Annotated in this window: 13 protein-coding genes; 9 read left to right on the forward strand and 4 right to left on the reverse strand. The window is 68.5% G+C overall.

Features of this window, described 5'->3' with window-relative positions; genetic code table 11:
- Positions 1–187: 187 nt before the first annotated feature.
- Complete coding sequence (locus tag AB0I71_RS24430) at positions 188–1,156, reverse strand: aldo/keto reductase (protein ID WP_357588333.1); 969 nt, start codon at positions 1,154–1,156, stop codon at positions 188–190.
- Positions 1,157–1,545: 389 nt separating this feature from the next.
- Between AB0I71_RS24430 and mgrA the strand changes: the two genes are divergently transcribed.
- Positions 1,546–2,541 carry an L-glyceraldehyde 3-phosphate reductase gene (mgrA, locus tag AB0I71_RS24435; RefSeq protein ID WP_357588459.1) on the forward strand — a complete coding sequence of 332 codons (996 nt, stop codon included), beginning with the start codon at positions 1,546–1,548 and terminating at the stop codon, positions 2,539–2,541.
- Positions 2,542–2,606: 65 nt separating this feature from the next.
- Here the strand turns inward: mgrA and AB0I71_RS24440 are convergent, their stop codons facing one another.
- On the reverse strand, positions 2,607–3,629 hold the full coding sequence (locus tag AB0I71_RS24440) for a lytic polysaccharide monooxygenase (protein WP_357588335.1): 1,023 nt from the start codon (positions 3,627–3,629) through the stop codon (positions 2,607–2,609).
- Between the two features lie 69 nt (positions 3,630–3,698).
- Here AB0I71_RS24440 and AB0I71_RS24445 point away from each other — a divergent pair, with 69 nt between their 5' ends.
- Positions 3,699–4,700, forward strand: coding sequence for a 2-hydroxyacid dehydrogenase (locus tag AB0I71_RS24445; RefSeq protein ID WP_357588337.1), 1,002 nt, complete (start codon positions 3,699–3,701; stop codon positions 4,698–4,700).
- Between the two features lie 89 nt (positions 4,701–4,789).
- On the opposite strand, the gene AB0I71_RS24450 is transcribed toward AB0I71_RS24445, so the two are convergent.
- Positions 4,790–5,701 (reverse strand): AraC family transcriptional regulator, encoded by a 912-nt coding sequence (locus tag AB0I71_RS24450; RefSeq protein ID WP_357588339.1) that lies wholly within the window; start codon positions 5,699–5,701, stop codon positions 4,790–4,792.
- Positions 5,702–5,782: 81 nt separating this feature from the next.
- On the opposite strand from AB0I71_RS24450, the gene AB0I71_RS24455 reads away from it, so the two are divergent.
- The gene (locus AB0I71_RS24455; RefSeq protein WP_357588341.1) at positions 5,783–6,754 is read left to right on the forward strand and encodes an SDR family NAD(P)-dependent oxidoreductase; all 972 of its coding nucleotides are present in this window, start codon (positions 5,783–5,785) and stop codon (positions 6,752–6,754) included.
- 123 nt (positions 6,755–6,877) lie between these two features.
- On the opposite strand, the gene AB0I71_RS24460 is transcribed toward AB0I71_RS24455, so the two are convergent.
- Positions 6,878–8,305: an aldehyde dehydrogenase family protein gene (locus tag AB0I71_RS24460; protein WP_357588343.1), complete on the reverse strand. Its 1,428-nt coding sequence runs from the start codon at positions 8,303–8,305 to the stop codon at positions 6,878–6,880.
- 232 nt (positions 8,306–8,537) lie between these two features.
- Here AB0I71_RS24460 and AB0I71_RS24465 point away from each other — a divergent pair, with 232 nt between their 5' ends.
- The 6 genes from AB0I71_RS24465 to AB0I71_RS24490 all read left to right on the forward strand — a co-directional run bounded on the left by AB0I71_RS24465 (position 8,538) and on the right by AB0I71_RS24490 (position 18,015).
- Positions 8,538–9,374, forward strand: coding sequence for a helix-turn-helix transcriptional regulator (locus tag AB0I71_RS24465; protein ID WP_357588345.1), 837 nt, complete (start codon positions 8,538–8,540; stop codon positions 9,372–9,374).
- A 152-nt stretch (positions 9,375–9,526) separates the two neighbouring features.
- Positions 9,527–10,579 (forward strand): trypsin-like serine protease, encoded by a 1,053-nt coding sequence (locus AB0I71_RS24470; RefSeq protein WP_357588347.1) that lies wholly within the window; start codon positions 9,527–9,529, stop codon positions 10,577–10,579.
- A 109-nt stretch (positions 10,580–10,688) separates the two neighbouring features.
- On the forward strand, positions 10,689–11,087 hold the full coding sequence (locus AB0I71_RS24475) for a carboxypeptidase-like regulatory domain-containing protein (protein ID WP_357588349.1): 399 nt from the start codon (positions 10,689–10,691) through the stop codon (positions 11,085–11,087).
- Positions 11,088–11,344: 257 nt separating this feature from the next.
- The gene (locus AB0I71_RS24480) at positions 11,345–15,274 is read left to right on the forward strand and encodes a ThuA domain-containing protein (protein WP_357588351.1); all 3,930 of its coding nucleotides are present in this window, start codon (positions 11,345–11,347) and stop codon (positions 15,272–15,274) included.
- Positions 15,275–16,017: 743 nt separating this feature from the next.
- Positions 16,018–17,076 carry an RNA-binding domain-containing protein gene (locus AB0I71_RS24485; protein WP_357588353.1) on the forward strand — a complete coding sequence of 353 codons (1,059 nt, stop codon included), beginning with the start codon at positions 16,018–16,020 and terminating at the stop codon, positions 17,074–17,076.
- Between the two features lie 114 nt (positions 17,077–17,190).
- Positions 17,191–18,015: a hypothetical protein gene (locus AB0I71_RS24490; protein ID WP_204015509.1), complete on the forward strand. Its 825-nt coding sequence runs from the start codon at positions 17,191–17,193 to the stop codon at positions 18,013–18,015.
- Positions 18,016–18,528: the final 513 nt, after the last annotated feature.

Raw genomic sequence — 18,528 nt, forward strand, 5'->3', positions numbered from 1 at the left:
CCACCCGCGAAGGAAACTCGCGCCCGAATGAGCGATGACTTGTGCGGGAGCCGCCGGACCAGAGCCCGTCCCTACCGCCGAACCCGCCAACGAACCGGGCCATCGTAGCGGCATCGTGCAACGCGGCGACTCGGGTGGGTCACCCCGTTCAACGCTTCCGATGGTGCTGTGGACATCGTCCGCACGGTCAGCCGCGGGTGCGGGACCTGATGAATTTCGGTACCGCGGCCAAACCGGTGACCGGACGGAACGCCCGGGCCGCGTTGACAAGTGCGGCGTACTCGTCCTCGGTCAGGTCGATCTCGGCGGCGGCCGCGTTGCGCTCCATCTGCTCCACGCTGGACGCGCCGGGGATGGCCACCACGTTCGGGTGACGCAGCACGTACGCCAGGGCGATCTGGCTCGGTGTCGCGTCGTGCGCGGCGGCCACCTGACGCAACGTCTCGATCAACGCGCTGCCGCGTTCCAGGTTCTCCGGCAGGAAGTACGGGTTGGCCCGGCGGATCGCGCCGACCGGCGGGTGGTTCGCGTCGTACCGCCCGGAGAGAAACCCCTGCGCCAGCGGGCTGTACGCGATGACCAGGCGGCCGGCCTGTTCCGCGTACCGGAGCAGGTCCTCCTCCGGCTTGCGGTCGAGCATGCTGTAGCGGACCTGGTTGCTGAGCACCCGCCGACCCAGCGCCGCCTCCGCCACCTGCCAGCGGCGCAGGCTGTAGTTGCTCACCCCGACCTCAGCGACCAGGCCGACGTCCTGCAACGCGCGCATCCCGCGCATGGTCCGGTGGTCGCTGACCACCGGGTTGGGCTGGTGCACCTGGTAGAGATCGATGCTGGTGACGCCGAGCCGAGCCGCCGAGGCGACCGCCCGCTGCTGCACCACCGCCGCGACCGGTAACACCGGCAGGATCTTGGTGGCGACGGCCACCTTGTCCCGGTCAGCGGCAAGCGCCGCGCCGAGAAGCCGTTCGCTGCGGCCGAAGCCGTAGATCTCGGCGGTGTCGAAGAGGGTCACGCCCAGCTCGACGGCGCGCCGGACGATGTCCGCCGCCAGCCGTTCGTAGTCGGCGCCGTAGCCCCACTCCCGCGAACCGAACTGCCACGTACCGAGGCCGATCCTGGACAGGGGCTTCGGGGTGTCGAGCCGCACGTAACGCATGGGTCGACGCTACCCGGCGCGGCACACGACGGCGCGTGGCATGCAGTACGAGCCGGGCTGACTTGGCGCCACCGACGCATGGCCGGCTCTGGCCGGGCTGCCGCAGCCGTCCCTGTACCTTGCCCTTCCGGCGCTGTCGAGCTGAGCCGCCTGCGCTCTGAGCCGGGCAGCCGCCAACGGGTCGGGGGTCGGGCCGCAGCCGGGAGGTGGCGATGTGTTCACGCTCTCAGCTCGACAGCGTCCGCTACCCCCGAGCTAGCTCCGGCGTCGGCCTCGCCGATCCGGCTCCGTCCGCCGCCACCGATCCCAGCACCGCCAGCAGGCCCATCTGCCCGCGAGGCTGGACCGTCTGCGTCCGGGTGTCGCCCGTCCGGCCTCGGGCTATGGTCATGATCGTGACCTACCTCGCCGCCGACGCGCGCTACGACCAGATGACCTACCGGCGCAGTGGAGCCAGCGGGCTGCGGCTGCCCGCGATCTCGCTCGGCCTGTGGCACAACTTCGGACCGGACCGCCCCTTCGAGCGCCAGCGGGACATCGTCCGGCGCGCCTTCGATCTCGGCGTCACCCATTTTGACCTGGCCAACAACTACGGACCGCCGCCCGGTTCCGCGGAGGAGAACTTCGGCCGGATGCTCGCCGGGGACCTCAAGGCGTACCGGGACGAGTTGGTCATCTCCAGCAAGGCCGGCTACCTGATGTGGCCCGGCCCGTACGGTGAGTGGGGTTCCCGCAAGAATCTGATCGCCTCACTCGACCAGTCGCTGCGTCGACTCGGCCTGGACTACGTCGACATCTTCTACAGCCACCGGTACGACCCGGACACCCCGCTGGAGGAGACGATGGGCGCCCTCGACGCCGCCGTCCGCTCCGGCAAGGCCCTCTACGTCGGCATCTCGAACTACACCTCCGAGCAGACCGAGCGGGCCGCGGCGATCCTGCGTGACCTGGGTACCCCGTTGCTGATCAATCAGCCGGCGTACTCGATGTTCAACCGGTGGACCGAGGAGGACGGGCTGCTCGACACGCTGGAGCGGGTAGGTGCCGGCTGCATCGCCTACAGCCCGTTGGCCCAGGGGCTGCTCACCGACCGTTACCTCGACGGCATCCCGGCCGACTCCCGGGTCCGCACCAGCGTCTTCCTCAACGAGAGCGACGTGAGTGAGCAGCGGCTGGCCACCATCCGTGGACTGGCCGCCATCGCGCAGCAGCGCGGCCAGTCTCTCGCCCAGCTCGCGCTCGCCTGGGCGCTGCGCGACCCCCGGATGACCAGCCTCATCATCGGCGCCAGCAGTGTGCCGCAGTTGGAGGCGAACATCGCCGCGGTGGACAACCTCGACCTGAGCGTCGAGGAGCTGGCCGACATCGACGCCCAGCTGGCCTGATCGGAGCGGACACCGGCCCGACGGTCACCGCCGGGCCGGACGTCCGGGCCACCACCCGCGCCCGGTCACCAGACGCGGGGGTTGGCCCGGTGGTTGCGTACCGTGCAGGGCCGGCCGGGCGACGGGCCGCTGCGGGATCCGCGGAGCCGCATGCCGACCAGCAGGATCAGCAGCATGACCAGCGCGCCACCGGCGATCATCAGCCACCGTCGGGAGTCCAGCGGGGTCACCGACGCGACCGGAACGTTGCTCTCCGCCGCCTCGCCCCCGGTGGCGCCGGCGACCCGCGTCGGCCCGTCCGCGCCGCCGCCCTGCTCCGGGCCGGTCTTCGTCGGGTCGTCCGGGCCGGTGCCCTTGGTGACCGCGTCCGCCGGGTCCGACCCGGCGACGCCGGCCTGCTGGACGTCCACATCGGAGCAGGAGTAGTAGGTGTCCGCGCTGTCGGAGTTCTGCCAGACCGTGTAGATCATGTGGCGGCCGGTACGGTCGTCCGGCAGCCGCCCGGTCATCTGGTACGCACCGTCGCGGACCGGCGGGTCGGTGGCCCGCAGGAACGGCACCGCGTCCAGATCCGCCCAGGTCAGCTTCTTCGTGGGGACGTAGCCCGGGCGGGTCAGGTAGAGCCGGAAGCTGCCCCGGTGCGGGATCGTGGTGCGGTAGCGGAAGACGAACTCGGCACCGGCCGTCAGCGGCGTCGCCGGCCAGTCGGACCGCGCCAGGTCCAGGCCCCGATAAGCCGACAATCCACCGCTGCACAACTCGCCGTCGGGGATCCGCTCCCGGTCCTGGCCGTTGACCCCGTACACCCGGATGTTGTCCCATTCGCGCAGCGCCGCACCCGCCTTGACCGCCGCCCGGCAGGCCGGCTTCTCGGCGTGCTCGCCGTCCGGAGCGCAGGCGGCGGACCGGCTGAGCGGGTAGGTCGGTGCGCCGTGCGCGGCCGCGGGCACCGCACCGGTCGTCAGCGCGACTCCGGCGCCCAGCACGATGACGACGATCCGACGTACGGCCATGGCTTGTGCGACCTCCCACGCACTGGTACGGACGCGGAGGGCGAACAGTTCGATGTGCACGCGGATCACCGACACGGATCGACGGGCCGCAGGACCCTCCCCCGAACCGGTGTCCGGCCTTAGCGTGAAGGGTGGAGGTGGCCCATGCGGGTGGCAGTGTTCAGCACCAAGCCGTACGACCGGACGTTCCTCACCGAGGCGAACGCCGCAGCCGGTCACGAGTTGACCTTTCTGGAGCCGCGGCTCACCGCGCAGACCGCCCGGCTCGCCGAGGGGTCGGACGCGGTCTGCGCCTTCGTCAACGACGACCTCTGCGCCGAGGTGCTCGACCAGCTCGCCGAGGTCGGCGTCCGGGTGGTGGCGCTGCGCTCGGCCGGTTTCAACAACGTCGACGTGGCCACCGCCCGCAAGCTGGGCCTGACCGTGGTGCGGGTGCCGGAGTACTCGCCGCACGCGGTGGCCGAGCACACCGTCGGCCTGATCCTCGCCCTGAATCGCAAGATCCACCGAGCCTACAACCGGGTGCGCGAACACAACTTCGCCCTCGCCGGCCTGCTCGGCTTCGACCTGCACGGCCGTACGGTCGGCATTGTCGGTACCGGTCGGATCGGTGTCTGCGTCGCGCAGATCATGGCGGGTTTCGGTTGCCGGGTGCTGGCCAGCGACCCGTATCCGAGCGACGCGGCCGTCGCCGCCGGGGTGGAGTACGTCCCCCTGGAGCGGTTGTTGACCGAGTCGCACATCGTGACCCTGCACTGCCCGCTCACCCCGGAGACCCGGCACCTGATCGACGCCGAACGGATCGCCCTGTTCCGCGAGGGCGTCATGCTGATCAACACCGGTCGGGGCGCGCTTGTGGACACCCGGGCCGTGATCAACGGACTCAAGAGCGGCCGGATCGGCTACCTCGGCCTCGACGTGTACGAGGAGGAGAGCGACCTGTTCTTCGAGGACCGTTCCGAACGGGTCCTCGGCGACGACGACTTCGCCCGCCTCACCACGTTCCCCAACGTGCTGATCACCGGGCACCAGGCGTTCTTCACCGAGGACGGCCTGCACAACATCGCCGCCACCACCCTCACCAACCTCTCCACAGTCGAACAGGACGGCCCCGACGCCGTCCCCACCCCCGCCCGGGTCTGCTGACCCCACCCCGCGCCGATCTTGCACTTTCGGTCGCCGAAATGCCGGACACCAGCGGATCTGCCCCGACAGGAAGTGCAAGATCGCGGGGGTCAGTGGGGGCGGTGGCGGCGGTAGGCGCGCGGGGTGTGGCCGGTGACGCGCTTGAAGGCGACGCTGAGGGCACTCTCGGAGCCGTAGCCGACCTGTTGCGCGATGCGGGCCAGGGTGTCGTCGCCGCGGCGGAGCCGGTCGGCGGCGAGTTCCACCCGCCAGGCGGTGAGGTACTCCAGCGGGGCCCGGCCCACGACCGCCCTGAACCGTGCGGCCAGGGTCGATCGGGACACCGAGGCGGCCCGGGCCAGTTCCGCCACCGTCCACTGGTGTGCCGGCCGCTCGTGCATCTCCCGCAGCGCCACGGCCACCACCGGGTCACCGAGGCCGGACAGCCAGCCGGTGCTCGTTCGGGCGTCGACGGCGAGGTGATGGCGAAGCAGCTGGATGAGCATGACGAGAGCGAGATGCTCGGCGACGAGACCGGCGGCGGCCCGCTGCTGTCGCAGCTCCGTGTCGACCTGGTCGATCGCCCAGCGCAGGGTGGCGGCCTCGGCGGCCGCCCCGGGCACGTGGACTACCGGGGGCAGGGCGTCGAGCAGCAGCGTGCGGGCCCGTTCGCCGAAGTGGAACGCACCGCCGATGGCCGCGAAGTCGTCGCCCGTCCCGGTGCGGGCCACCCCGCCCGTCGCCGCCAGGAAGATCGATCGCGCCGGCACCGGGACCGCCTCGGGGTCACTGAAGAGGGTGTACGACCGGGAACGGGTCAGCAGGTAGCAGTCGCCCGCCGCGAGCGGCAGTGCCTCGGTGGAACCGTCGAGGCGCAACCAGCAGCGCCCCCGGCGGACCGCGTTGAACTTGATCCCCGCAGGTGCCTCGAACTCGACAGCCCAGCTGCCGCCCGCCTCCATACTTGCGGAGACGTGGCCGGTGGTGCCGAGCAGCGTCAGCACGTCGTGCAGCGGGTCCATCCCTGCTCCCTGGACGAACACTAAAGAGAATTGGACGCAAAACCATAGTACGTCCAGCCCAGTGAACCTAACGTTGCCCGTATGGACGACAACACGAAGACCCGCTCCCGGGTGGTCACCCCGTTCGGGCCCCGGACCACCGCTGCGGAGGTACTGGACGGCGTCGACCTCACCGGTCGCCGGATCATCGTCACCGGCGGCGCCTCCGGCCTCGGCGTCGAGACCGTACGCGCCCTGGTCGGCGCCGGAGCGGAGGTCACCATCGCCATCCGCAGACCAGCCGCCGCGGGCGACCTGGTCGAGGATATGGCAGCCCTACCGGGCTCGGCCCGCGCCGCCCAGCTCGACCTGTCCGACCTGACCTCGGTCGCCGCCTTCGTGGCGGACTGGCAGGGACCGGTACATGCCGTGGTCGCCAACGCCGGGATCATGGCCGTGCCGAACCGTGAGCTCACCGCGCAGGGCTGGGAGGCGCAACTCGCCACCAATCACCTCGGGCATTTCGCGCTCGTCACCGGCCTGCACGACAATCTCCGCGCCGCGGGTTCGGCCCGCATCGTCCTGGTCAGCTCGGGCGCGCACCTGCGGGCACCCTTCGACTTCGCCGACCCGCACTTCACCGAGCGTCCGTACGACCGTTGGTCGGCGTACGGCCAGTCCAAGACCGCGACGGTGCTGTTCGCAGTCGGTATCGCCAACCGCTGGGCGGACCAGGGCATCATCGGCAACGCCGCCAATCCCGGCTACATCCTGACAAACCTCCAGCGGCATCTCGACGACGAGACGATGCGTGCCTTCGGCGTGCTGGACGAGGCCGGCAACCGGGTCCCGCTGGACTACTACAAGACGCCCGAGCAGGGCGCCTCGACCTCGGTCCTGCTGGCCGCCTCGCCCCTCGTCGAGGGCGTCACCGGGCGGTACTTCGAGGACAACCAGGAGGCCGAGGTGGTTCCGGCGCCGGAGGAGGCGGAGGCGGGGGTGGCCCCGCACGCCCTCGATCAGGAGGCGGCAGAGCGCCTGTGGGCGTACTCGGAGCAGGCCGTCGCGGCCTGAGCGGTAGACGTCGGCGCCCCTGCCGGGGTTGGCGCCGCCTGTCACGGGCCGTGGCACGGGGCACCTCATCGGCGTGGCGTGGCCGGGAGGAACAGGGGTTCCTCCCGGCCGTTGCGGTCCTGGTCAGCGCTGGATGGACTTGATCTCCAGGAACTCCTCCAGACCGGCCCGGCCGAACTCGCGACCGTTGCCGGACTGCCGGTACCCCCCGAACGGGGCGTACGGGTTCCACTGGCCACCGTTGACGTCGACCTGACCGGCCCGCAGTCGCCTGGCGACGGCGAGCGCGTGCTCGGGCTCGCCGAAGACGCCCGAGGTGAGGCCGTACATCGTGCTGTTGGCGATCTCCACCGCCTCGTCCTCGTCGGCGTACCCGATGATGGTCAGGACCGGGCCGAAGATCTCCTCCTGGGCGATGGCCGAGTCCGGGTCGACCCCGGCGAAGATGGTCGGCCGCACGTACGCCCCCTTCTCCAGCCCCTCCGGCCGGCCGGGTCCGCCGAACACGAGCTTCGCCCCGTCGGCGACACCCCGCTCGATGTAGCTCTCCACCTTCTGCCGGTGTGCCTCGTACGCCATCGGGCCGATCCGGGTGCTCTCGTCGTTGGGGTCACCGACGGTGTACTGGGCGGCGGCGGCGACCGCCAGGCGCACGACCTCGTCCTGGCGCGACGCCGGCACCAACATCCGTGGCCACGCGCCGCAGACCTGCCCGCCGTTGGCGAACGCCATCATCACCCCGGTCTCGACCGCGCTGGGCAGGTCGGCGTCGTCGAGGATCACGAGGGCACCCTTGCCACCGAGTTCGAGCGCGACCCGCTTGACGGTCTCGGCGGCGACTGCCGAGATCCGCCGCCCGGCCCTGGTCGAGCCGGTGAAGGAGATCATGTCGATGTCCGGGTGCGCCGAGATCGCCTCGCCGACGACATCCCCCGTGCCGTAGACCACGTTGAACACGCCGGCCGGCAGGCCCGCCTCGGCGGTCACCTCGGCGAGGATCCGCGCGGTCAGCGGCGCCACCTCCGACGGCTTGAACACCATGGTGTCGCCGGCGATCAGGGCAGGTGCCAGCTTCGACACGATCTGCTGCAACGGGAAGTTCCATGGCGTGATCGCCCCCACCACCCCGATCGGCTCACGAACGATCAGCGAATTTCCGACCTCCTCGGTCCACGCGAAGTCCTCGGCCAACGTGGCGAACGAGTCGGCTACCGCGACCGGGAAGCCGACCTGGGCGGTACGGGACATGCTCAGCGGCGAACCCATCTCGGCGGTGATCGCCGCGGCGATCTCCTCGCTCCGCTCGCGCAGGCCCGCGCCGATGCGGCGCAGCACGGCGGCCCGCTCGGCGGGCGGGGTGGCGGCCCAACCGGGGAAGGCGGCCCGCGCGGCGGCGACCGCCCGGTCCACGTCGGCGGCGGTGCCGGCGGGCACCTGGGCGACGATCTCCCCGGTCGCGGGGTTGCTGACGGTGATGGTCTGGACGGTTCCGGCGGGTACCACCTCGCCGTTGATCCAGTGTCCGGCGGGTGTCTGGGTGTTTGTCGTCATGGATCCGAGTCTTGGCTGGTCGCGCCGGGGCCAACCAGGCACAGCCGATCCGTGGTTGGCAGCTCGCCCGCCGGCTGCCCGGATCCCCGGACAACCAGAACCTGGCTGGCCCGGCCCGCTCGTGCCAGCGTGGGAAACAGTCCCGGACCTGCTGTTGTTCAGCAGGTGACGGACGTCCGGCCACGGTACGCCGGACCAGGCACAGATGATGCGGAAAGCGGAGGGAGCCGCCATGGACCGCGCTCGACTCGCCGAGTTCCTGCGCAGCCGACGCGAGGCACTCCAGCCCGAGGATGTCGGGCTGCCCCGGGGGCACCGTCGGCGGCGCACCGGCGGGCTCCGCCGCGAGGAGGTCGCCGCCCTCAGCGACATGTCGGCTGACTACTACAGCCGGATCGAGCAGCAGCGCGGTCCGCGTCCGTCGGAGCAGATGCTCGCCTCGATCGCCCGAGGACTGCGGTTGTCCGTGGCGGAACGGGATCACCTGTTCCGGCTCGGTGGATACCCGGCGCCGCAGCGGATCCGGCGCAACGACCACGTCAACCCCGGAATGATGCGCGTCTTCGACGGCCTCGGCGACGTCGCCGCCCAGGTGGTGAGCGATCTCGGTGAGACACTGACGCAGACCCGGCTGGCAGGTGCGCTGCTCGGCGACGACACCCGGCACACCGGCCTGGCCCGCAGCCTGCACTACCGCTGGTTCACCGATCCGGAGAGCCGGCGCATCCATCCCGAACAGGACCATCCCGCGCAGAGTCGCATCATCGCCGCTGACCTGCATCGCGCGTACACCCGTGACGGTCGGGACTCGCGAGCCGGGGAGATCGTGCACGCCCTGCTGGCCCGGAGTGCCGAGTTCGCCGAGTTGTGGCGCGAGCATCCAGTCGCCGGGGCGCACTGCGCGCCCAAGCGCATCCAGCACCCTCAGGTCGGGCTCCTCGAACTGCACTGCCAGGTCCTCGTCGACCCTGACCAGTCGCAGTTGTTGCAGGTCTTCACCGCCACCCCGGGCAGCGAGAGCCACGACAAGCTCCGACTCCTGTCGGTCGTCGCCGGCCAGTCAATCTGAGCCGCCCGGCGGTGCGCCCACGCCGACACGGTGCGCGATCTGTCCGAAACTGAACGTAGCGCTGTCGACGGACAGACAGAGACGAGTCTGGATCAACCTGGTCGATATAACTTCCCCCTCGGAAGCGTCCAGCTTCGATGAGAGGGGCTCTCGTGACGTCCACACCGTCCAGCAGAACCCGACCGGGGATCATCCTCGCGATCGGGATCACCACCGTCCTGGCGTCGGCGCTCGCCGCTGCACCGGTCTCCGCCGCGCCGACCGCCGAGGCTCCGACCACCGCCGCCCGCAGCGAGGTGCACGGCGCGGTCGCCGACTCGGGCGCCGTGCCCGCCGCCGTCGCGCTGCCCACGCAGCGCGGCCTCAACGGGGTACGGGGTTCCGGCAGCTCCGGCTCCGCCGGCACCGGCAAGGCCGGGCCGGGAGGCAACCGCTTCGACGCCGGCGGTCGTCCCGCCGCGTCCGACGGCGACTCGATCGGAATCCAGAGCGTCATCGGCACCGACAACCGGGTCCGGGTCGACCCGACCACCGTCTTCCCGTCCAGCGCCATCGTGCAGATCGTCCGCACCACGAACGGCAGCACCTGGGGCTGCACCGGCTGGCTGTACGGCCCGAGCATCATCGCCACCGCCGGGCACTGCGTGCACCCGGGCGGCGGCCAGAACGGCGGCGGCGGCAACAACTTCTACCCGCGCGGCGACTTCCAGATCATCCCTGGCCGCAACGGGGCGTCGACGCCGTACGGCACCTGCACCGCCACCCAGCTCCTCTCGGTCAACGGCTGGACCCAGAGCGGCGACGAGACGTACGACTACGGAGCCATCCGGCTGAGCTGCGCCGCCGGCAACACCACCGGCTGGTTCGGCATGTGGTGGCAGGGCGCGTCGCTCACCGGCACCGCGACCACAGTCAGCGGTTACCCCTGCGACAAGACCTTCGGCCAGCAGTGGCGGCACGCCGGGCAGACCGTCACGGTCACCCACGACCGGCAGGTGTTCTACCAGAACGACACCTTCGGCTGCCAGAGCGGCAGCCCGGTCTATCAGACCCGGGCCTCCGGCAGCTCCTGGTGCGTCGGGCAGTGTGTGATGGCGATCCACGCGTACGGCCTGCACGGCTCGTCGCCACACTCCACCAACAACCACGGCACCCGGATCACCGAGAGCGTCTTCAACAACCTGATCACCTGGCGTAACAGCTGAATCGAGCCGCCCGTGCGGGTGGGCGCGCGCGAGCCGCTCATCCGCACGGAACCGGCGTCACCCTGAGCACGTCCCAGCTACTGTCCGTCATTGAATTGAGGGAGCAGTCATGAGCAGGACACGCCTCGGGGTGCTCGCACTCCTGATCGCCGCACCGTTGCTGATCGGGGCGAGCCTGCTCGCGTTCGGCGGCGACGACCCCGTCTCGGACGACGGGCCGCCGCCCCCGCCGGGTCGCACCAACCCGACCGGAACCGTGACCGGCACCGTCACCACCCCGGCGGGCGAACCGGTACGCCAAGCGTCCGTGCAGGTCACCGCCCTCGACGAGCCGGCTCCGGCGATCCCCGAGATCGGCGTGCTGACCGGGGACACCGGCCGTTACGAGTGGCGACTTCCGCCGGGCCGGTACGAGATCACCGTCGGCACCGGCGAACGGAACAGCGCCCCGCAGACCGCGACCGTTACCGCCGGCCAGGTCACCCGACTCGACTTCACCCTTCCCTGAGCGGGCCTGCTGAGCTGGTGACCGCAGCCGGTCATCGGCCAGCTGGTTGATCCAGGAACTCGCTGACCTGCCGAGATAACGCTCTCACGAAGTTGGCCGAAGTGCTTGACGCGCCAGCGACGCGGCCGTAACGATGTATCTACATGTCTCACGCTCGCACCGGCGACGGCGCGTTGAGCGGGCCGCAGGCATGCTCGGCACCACCCTCACACCAGCAGGCGTGATCGGCGCACGCCGTCCTCGAAAGGACGACCACCGTGCGCAGATCTCTGAGATCGTGGCTCGGCGCCGTACTGAGCGCGATCCTCGTGGCCGGCGGCATCGTCGCCGTGCCACCCGCGGCCAGCGCCGCACCGTTCACCGTGCTGGTCTTCAGCAAGACCGCCGGATTCCGGCACGGATCCATCGGGCCCGGCATCGTCGCCATCCAGCAGCTCGGCGCGGCGAACGGGTTCGCCGTCGAGACCACCGAGGATGCGGCCCAGTTCACCGACGCCAACCTGGACCGGTTCGCCGCGGTGATCTGGCTGTCCACCACAGGTGACGTGCTCAATGCCACCCAGCAGGCCGCGTTCGAGCGGTACATCCAGGGCGGTGGCGGGTACGTGGGTGTGCACGCCGCCGCCGACACCGAGTACGAGTGGCAGTGGTACGGCGGGTTGGTCGGGGCGTTCTTCGCCTCGCACCCGGCCAACCAGACCGCGACCATCAAGGTCGCCGACCAGGTGCACCCGTCCACCGCCGCGCTGCCGCAGCGGTGGACCCGACTGGACGAGTGGTACAACTACCGCAGCAACCCACGGGGCAGTGTGCACGTGCTCGCCACCCTGGACGAGAGCACCTACACCGGCGGCGGCAACGGGTACGACCACCCGATCTCCTGGTGCCAGAACTACTCCGGCGGCCGGGCCTGGTACACCGGCCTCGGGCACACCGACGAGTCGTACGCCGAACCGAACTTCCGTTCCCATCTGCTCGGCGGCATCATGAGCGCGGCCGGCGCGGCCGAGGCCGACTGCGGCGGTACCGTGACCAGCAACTTCCAGCAGGTCGAGCTGGCGAAGGGCGCGGCCGAGACGGGCGAGCCGATGAGCCTGACCGTGCTACCGGACCGGGGCGTGTTCCACACCTCCCGTAACGGGGTCATCCGGCACACCGACGCGGCCGGCAACACCAAGGTCGCCGCCACGCTGCCGGTCTACACCGGCGACGAGGAGGGCCTGCAGGGCATAACCGTCGACCCGAACTTCGCCACCAACCGCTGGGTGTACGTGTTCTACGCGCCACCGCTGGACACCCCGGGTGGCGGGGCACCGGCCACCGGTACGCCTGCGGACTTCGCCCGGTGGGACGGCGTCAACCGGCTGTCCCGGTTCACCGCCAACGCGGACAACACCATCAACCTGGCGAGCGAGACGCTGATCCTGGACGTGCCGACCAGCCGGGGCATGTGCTGCCACGTCGGCGGTGACATGGACTTCGACGCCGCCGGCAACCTGTACCTGTCCACCGGCGACGACACCAACCCGTTCGAGTCGAGCGGGTTCACCCCGATCGACGAGCGGGCCGGCCGCAACCCGGCTTTCGACGCCCAGCGCACCTCAGGCAACACCAACGACCTGCGCGGCAAGGTGCTGCGGATCAGGCCGAGCCCGGCCGGCGGGTACACCATCCCGGCCGGGAACATGTTCGCGCCGGGCACCGCGCGGACCCGCCCGGAGATCTACGCGATGGGCTTCCGGAACCCGTTCCGGATGAGCGTGGACAAGGAGACAGGCATCGTCTACCTGGGCGACTACGGTCCGGACGCGGGCACCGCCGACCCGAACCGGGGCCCGGCGGGCAACGTGGAGTTCGCCCGGATCGACCGGCCCGGCTTCTACGGCTGGCCGTACTGCACCGCCCGCAACGACGCGTACAACGACTACACGTTCCCGTCCGGCCCGTCCGGCCCGAAGTTCGACTGCGCCAACGGCCCGGTGAACAACTCGCCGAACAACACAGGTCTCACCCATCTGCCGCCGGCCGTCCCGGCCTGGCTGCCGTACGGCGGATCCGGCTCCCCGCCGGAGTTCACCGGTGGCGGCCTGTCCCCGATGGGCGGCCCGGTGTACCGGTTCGACCCGAACAACACCTCAGCCGTGGCATTTCCCGAGTACTACGACGGGACGTACTTCGCCGGTGAGTTCGGCCGCCGCTGGATCAAGAACATCAAGCTCGACTCGACCGGCCAGCCGCTGAAGATCAACCCGTTCCCGTGGACGGGCACCCAGGTCATGGACATGGAATTCGGCCCGGACGGCGCGCTCTACGTGCTCGACTACGGCACCGGCTGGTTCAACGGCGACGCCAACTCGGCGCTCTACCGGATCGAGTACGCCCGCGAGGGCAGAGCCCCACGGGCGGTCGTCGCGGCCACCCCGACCAGCGGCGTCGCACCGCTTACCGTGCAGTTCTCGTCGGCCGGCACGCTCGACCCGGACGGTGACCCGTTCACCTACGCCTGGGACTTCGACAACAACGGCACCACCGACTCGACAGCCGCCAACCCCACGTTCACCTACACCACGAACGGCACGTTCAGCCCGACCCTCACCGTCCGGGACACCACCGGCAAGGTCGGTACGGCGAGCACCGTCATCACAGTCGGCAACAGTGCCCCGGTGGTCACCGTGAACACGCCGTTGAACGGCTCCACGTTCACCTTCGGGGACGCCATACCGTTCAGCGTCACGGTCACCGACGCGCAGGACGGCCCGATCAACTGTGCCCGGGTGAAGGTGAACTACGTTCTCGGCCACGATTCCCACGGCCACCAGCTCAGCAGCGTGCAGGGCTGCTCCGGGGTGATCCAGACCTCGGTCGACGGCGAGCACGACACCGCGGCGAACATCTTCGGCATCATCGACGCCGAGTACACCGACCTCGGTGGCGCCGGTCAGCCACCGCTCACCACGCACACCCAGGCCGTCCTCCAGCCACGGGTACGCCAGGCCGAGCACTTCGGCGACTCGTCAGGCATCCAGGTCGTCACCCCGGGCAGCGCGCACGGCGGCGCGGCGATCGGGTACGTCGACAACAACGACTGGATCTCGTTCCACCCGTACAACCTGACTGGCATCCAGTCGTTCAGCGCGCGGGTCGGTGCCCCGGCGGACGGCGGTGGCACCCTCGAACTGCGGGTCGACTCGCCCACCGGACCGCTCGTCGGTCAGGCGGCTGTGGTGCCGACCGGCGGGTACGCCACGTTCGCCACGGTCACCGGCGGGATCACCGCCCCGACCGGTACCCGCACCCTGTACCTGGTCTTCAAGGGCACCGGACCGTACTTCGACATCGACGAGTTCACCCTCTCGACCAGCCCGGTCGGCGGCCCCGGACCCGGCCCGGAACCGGGCGCCAACCTGGCCCGGGGCAAGCCGGCCCGCGCCTCGAGCGTGCAGGACGCCTTCGTCGCCGCAAACGCGTTCGACGGCCTGACCGGTACCCGGTGGTCCAGCGCGTTCAGCGACCCGCAGTGGATCGACGTGGACCTCGGTGCCAGCTATGACATCAACCGGGTCAAGCTGACCTGGGAGGCGGCGTACGGCAGCGGGTACCAGATCCAGACCTCGCCGGACGGGGTCAACTTCACCACCATCCGCACGGTGACCGGCGGTGACGGTGGCGTGGACGACCTCACCGGGCTGACCGGCTCCGGCCGTTACGTCCGGCTCACCGGCACCACCCGGGGCACCGGATGGGGCTACTCGCTTTTCGAGTTCGAGGTGTACGGCGGCACCAGCGGTCCGCAGCAGGGCGCCAACCTGCTGCTGAACAAGCCGACGTTGACGTCCAGCAACGAGGGGGCCGGCATGTCCGGTGCCCAGGCGGTGGACGGCAGCCTCACCACCCGCTGGTCGTCGGCGTTCTCCGACCCGCAGTGGATCCGGGTCGACCTCGGCAGCCCGACCGCGATCGGCCGGGTCAAGCTGAGCTGGGAGGCGGCGTACAGCAGTTCGTACCGCATCCAGACCTCGAACGACGGCACCACCTGGGCCGACGTGAAGGCGGTCACCGGGGCCGACGGCGGGGTGGACGAGCACACCGCGCTCGGTGCCAATGGCCGCTACCTGCGAATCTACGGCACCGCCAGGGGTAGCGCCTGGGGTCACTCGCTCTGGGAGCTGGAGGCGTACGCCAGCTGAACCGAACCAGCACCTACGTGGCCGGCACGGGAAACCCGTGCCGGCCACGGCAGGTCAGTGCCCTGACCTGCCAAATGCCTGCTAAAGATCGGTGCCGTGGAGAACCTGCCGCCCATCATCGAGCAGCAGCGTGGGGCGATCGGGTGAGCACACCGGTGAACGCGACGAACAGAAATCGGCACTGGTCGATGACCAATGCCGATTCAACTGCGTGAACAAGGGTGGACCCGAGGGGACTCGAACCCCTGACCCCCACACTGCCAGGGGGGCTGTCGTCCACCCGCCGCCAACCCGCCCAGTTGGCAGGCGGGCTCCCGCCACCGCCCACCCGCCATATCCCGTTAGTTCCCCGTGATGACCCCGTGAACTGGCATAAAACTGGCACGGCTTCCGAGCATGTACCGTGCACGCGTCGCAGCGTTGGCGTCACCCTAGGGAGGTCTGTTTCAGCAGCTCAAACGCTATGGGGTGACTCGGGTGACAGCAGTGACACCCAGTTGCCGACGGGGCGACAGTCAACCGTGACTTATTTTCAAGGCACACACGAGCATCGACGGCCAAGACTACGCGGCGCGCGGCCACATTGAAGCCGGCTTCAGATTCGCCGATCTTGCTTCGGCAAGCTTGAGGCTCGCTGGCTGCTCTTCGCAACCACTGCATGCCGCCTTGCATGGGGGGCGCAACACGGGCAATGTACACCTGTGCGCAGAACGGTGACGTGGGACAGATCCCAAAATACTCTGTTGACCACAAGCGGCCAGGCTGGACGACCCTACGATCACACAACTTACGAATTCGACTGCACCCTTGACTCTTTCGGAAATGTACTCCTTGCCGATCTCCTCGAAATCTTTAAGGAGATAAGCAAGCTAGCAAAGCCGCCAGAGGGCGGATTGACCCTTACCGCCAGAACCAATTACGCTCGACCAAACGTATGGCGACCATTCTCACACCGATACGACACCTTCTCTTACCATGAAGAGTGGGGAATTGCACTCGATTCGGAGTATTCGTGCCGCGAATTCACCAATGAGCCCGGTGCCATGGAATCAATCGGCCCACTACTCAGGGCAAACAAAGGGGTGTTGCGCAAGATTGATTGTCACGAGGATCGCGGCGAAGGCCCCTACGTTTGCCTCAAGGTGTCTTTTCCGCTGGACCGAACCGTCGGGCAAATCGTCGCTTTAAGCTTTCTATTTGATAGCTTGATCGCAAACGAGGAAGGTGCGCCCACTTCGCCGGCCGGCGTTCTGGCACTAATGGCATCGAAAATTCCCGAGGCACTACTAGGCCAGCCCGAGTCACAGTGGTTAGAGGTCAAGCAGAAGGGATATGGATTCGAGAATGATCGACAGAAACATGAATTTGCGCTCGACCTCGCAGCCTTTGCGAATTGCGACAGCGGGGGGATTATAGTCGTTGGACTATCGACAAGCAGGGACGCGTCCGGACAGGACATCATCACAGCTGCCAACGGCTGCTCGCCGGGATCGCTGAACGTCGACTCCTACGCCGAGGTAGCCAAACACCGGGTGGTACCACCGATCGAAGGTTTGGATATTCGAGTCATATCGAGTAACGACCGTTCCTTTCTTATGGCCCTGGTGCCACCGCAACCTCAACAATTCAGGCCATTCCTGGTGCGAGGCGGCGTCATTAGCGGGGACCGAGTTAGCGGAGCAGCCTTCACGATCCCTCAGCGTGTAGGAAGCGAAAAGTGGAATGTCTCAGCTGAGGCCGTCCACTCGCAGTTGGTCGCCGCACGTATCGCGCTAAGCAGGGCCGACACTACCGGCCGCTAGATACCCGCATCTCCGCCATGTTGCCGCGACCAGTGGGACGGAGTCGCAAGCGAGACGGACGAGTGACACCCGTGCCGACTCGCCGCAGCGATCGGACATCGGTCAACATCCGCGATGACGGTCCGCTACCCTGATGCCGTTGCCGTTGTCGCCGTCAAGAGTTGGAGCGGCATGAGCACTGACTTTGAGCGAGCAAGCCACTACCGTCCGTCAGCGTTTCCTTGCAAGACCTGCGAAGCACCGGCGGACAAGCAAGATCTAGTTCGCGCACCAACCGGATACGTATGGCGCTGTCGCCGGTGCAACAGCCAGTCCAGCGAGCTGTTGCCGTTCGACCCGCGACTGGCACCAAGTGGCAAAACCGAGATTCTGCTAGCAATAGAAACACTAAGCGTATATGTGCCGATTCTTCAGAAAATTGACCCAGACCTAATCTATCGCATTGTTCGGCCGTATTTCGACGCCGGATGGTGTGTACGGGATGTCCTGTACGCCATCAATTACCTACCGAACGGCGACACTCACCCCGGCCAGGGGGCGGCTTGGGTTAGAGGCGAGCACAGGGATCGCACGTTGTGGCGTATGCAGCAACGGCTTAGGACTTGGCGCTTCTCCGACAAGGAGGACGGCCAAGACATCATGTATGGGCCGTATACCGCGACTTCGTCTGCGATGGAACAGGTCGCTGAGTCACAGAAGCGTCGAGCGACGATGCGGACCGTGGAATGGCACGAGCAGGCAGAGGCAGCGAAACAGGCCCACCATAGCGGGGCAAAAGAGGTGGCCCGCCGACAGGCTGCGATCGCAGCGCGTCTAGCTCGTCAGCGCAAGAGCGTGGCAGACCAGATGGAGCGCGAACAGGTGCTGCGCGATATCAAGCGAGGGCGCGCTGCATCGTCTGCCAGAAGCGCATCTATCGTCCACGAAGACATCGACTAATCAACGTTCATCCTAAACTGCTCTCGCGAAAACCGACGCCGGGTAACACTATCGCCCTCACTGACGGCCTCTCTTCGCAGGCGTTCAATCCCCTGGTACCAGAGAGTCTCAGAGTCGCGATAATCGTCCCACTCACCTTCATCCGGATCAGGCTCCACCTCTGCCTGCGGCGCAAAGCGGTCTACAGCGGAAAGGGCTCGAACATCAGCCCGTCGGCTCGCCCACTCCCCTTGGGTGCTTAACAAGACGGTCGTTCGAGCGTCACACCTAGGGTTCTCGCAGTAAATCTCGACGCGTCCAAAGTCTCGGTGGCTGTCGTTCCACGAGGCGACAGCCTCGGAACTTCCACAAAATGGGCATTGAACCCGTTTGCCTTCCAGTATCTGCTGTCGAATCCAAGGACGTTGGCCCGCCGTCCATCCCCCGTTGCTCGGCACCGCTGGATCTTCGCCGTAGCCAGCCACACTCGGTCTCCCCTCATGGTGCGCACCTCGGTCTACCCAACCGATCATC

This window comes from Micromonospora sp. NPDC049891 (assembly GCF_040660295.1).
Lineage (GTDB): Bacteria > Actinomycetota > Actinomycetes > Mycobacteriales > Micromonosporaceae > Micromonospora.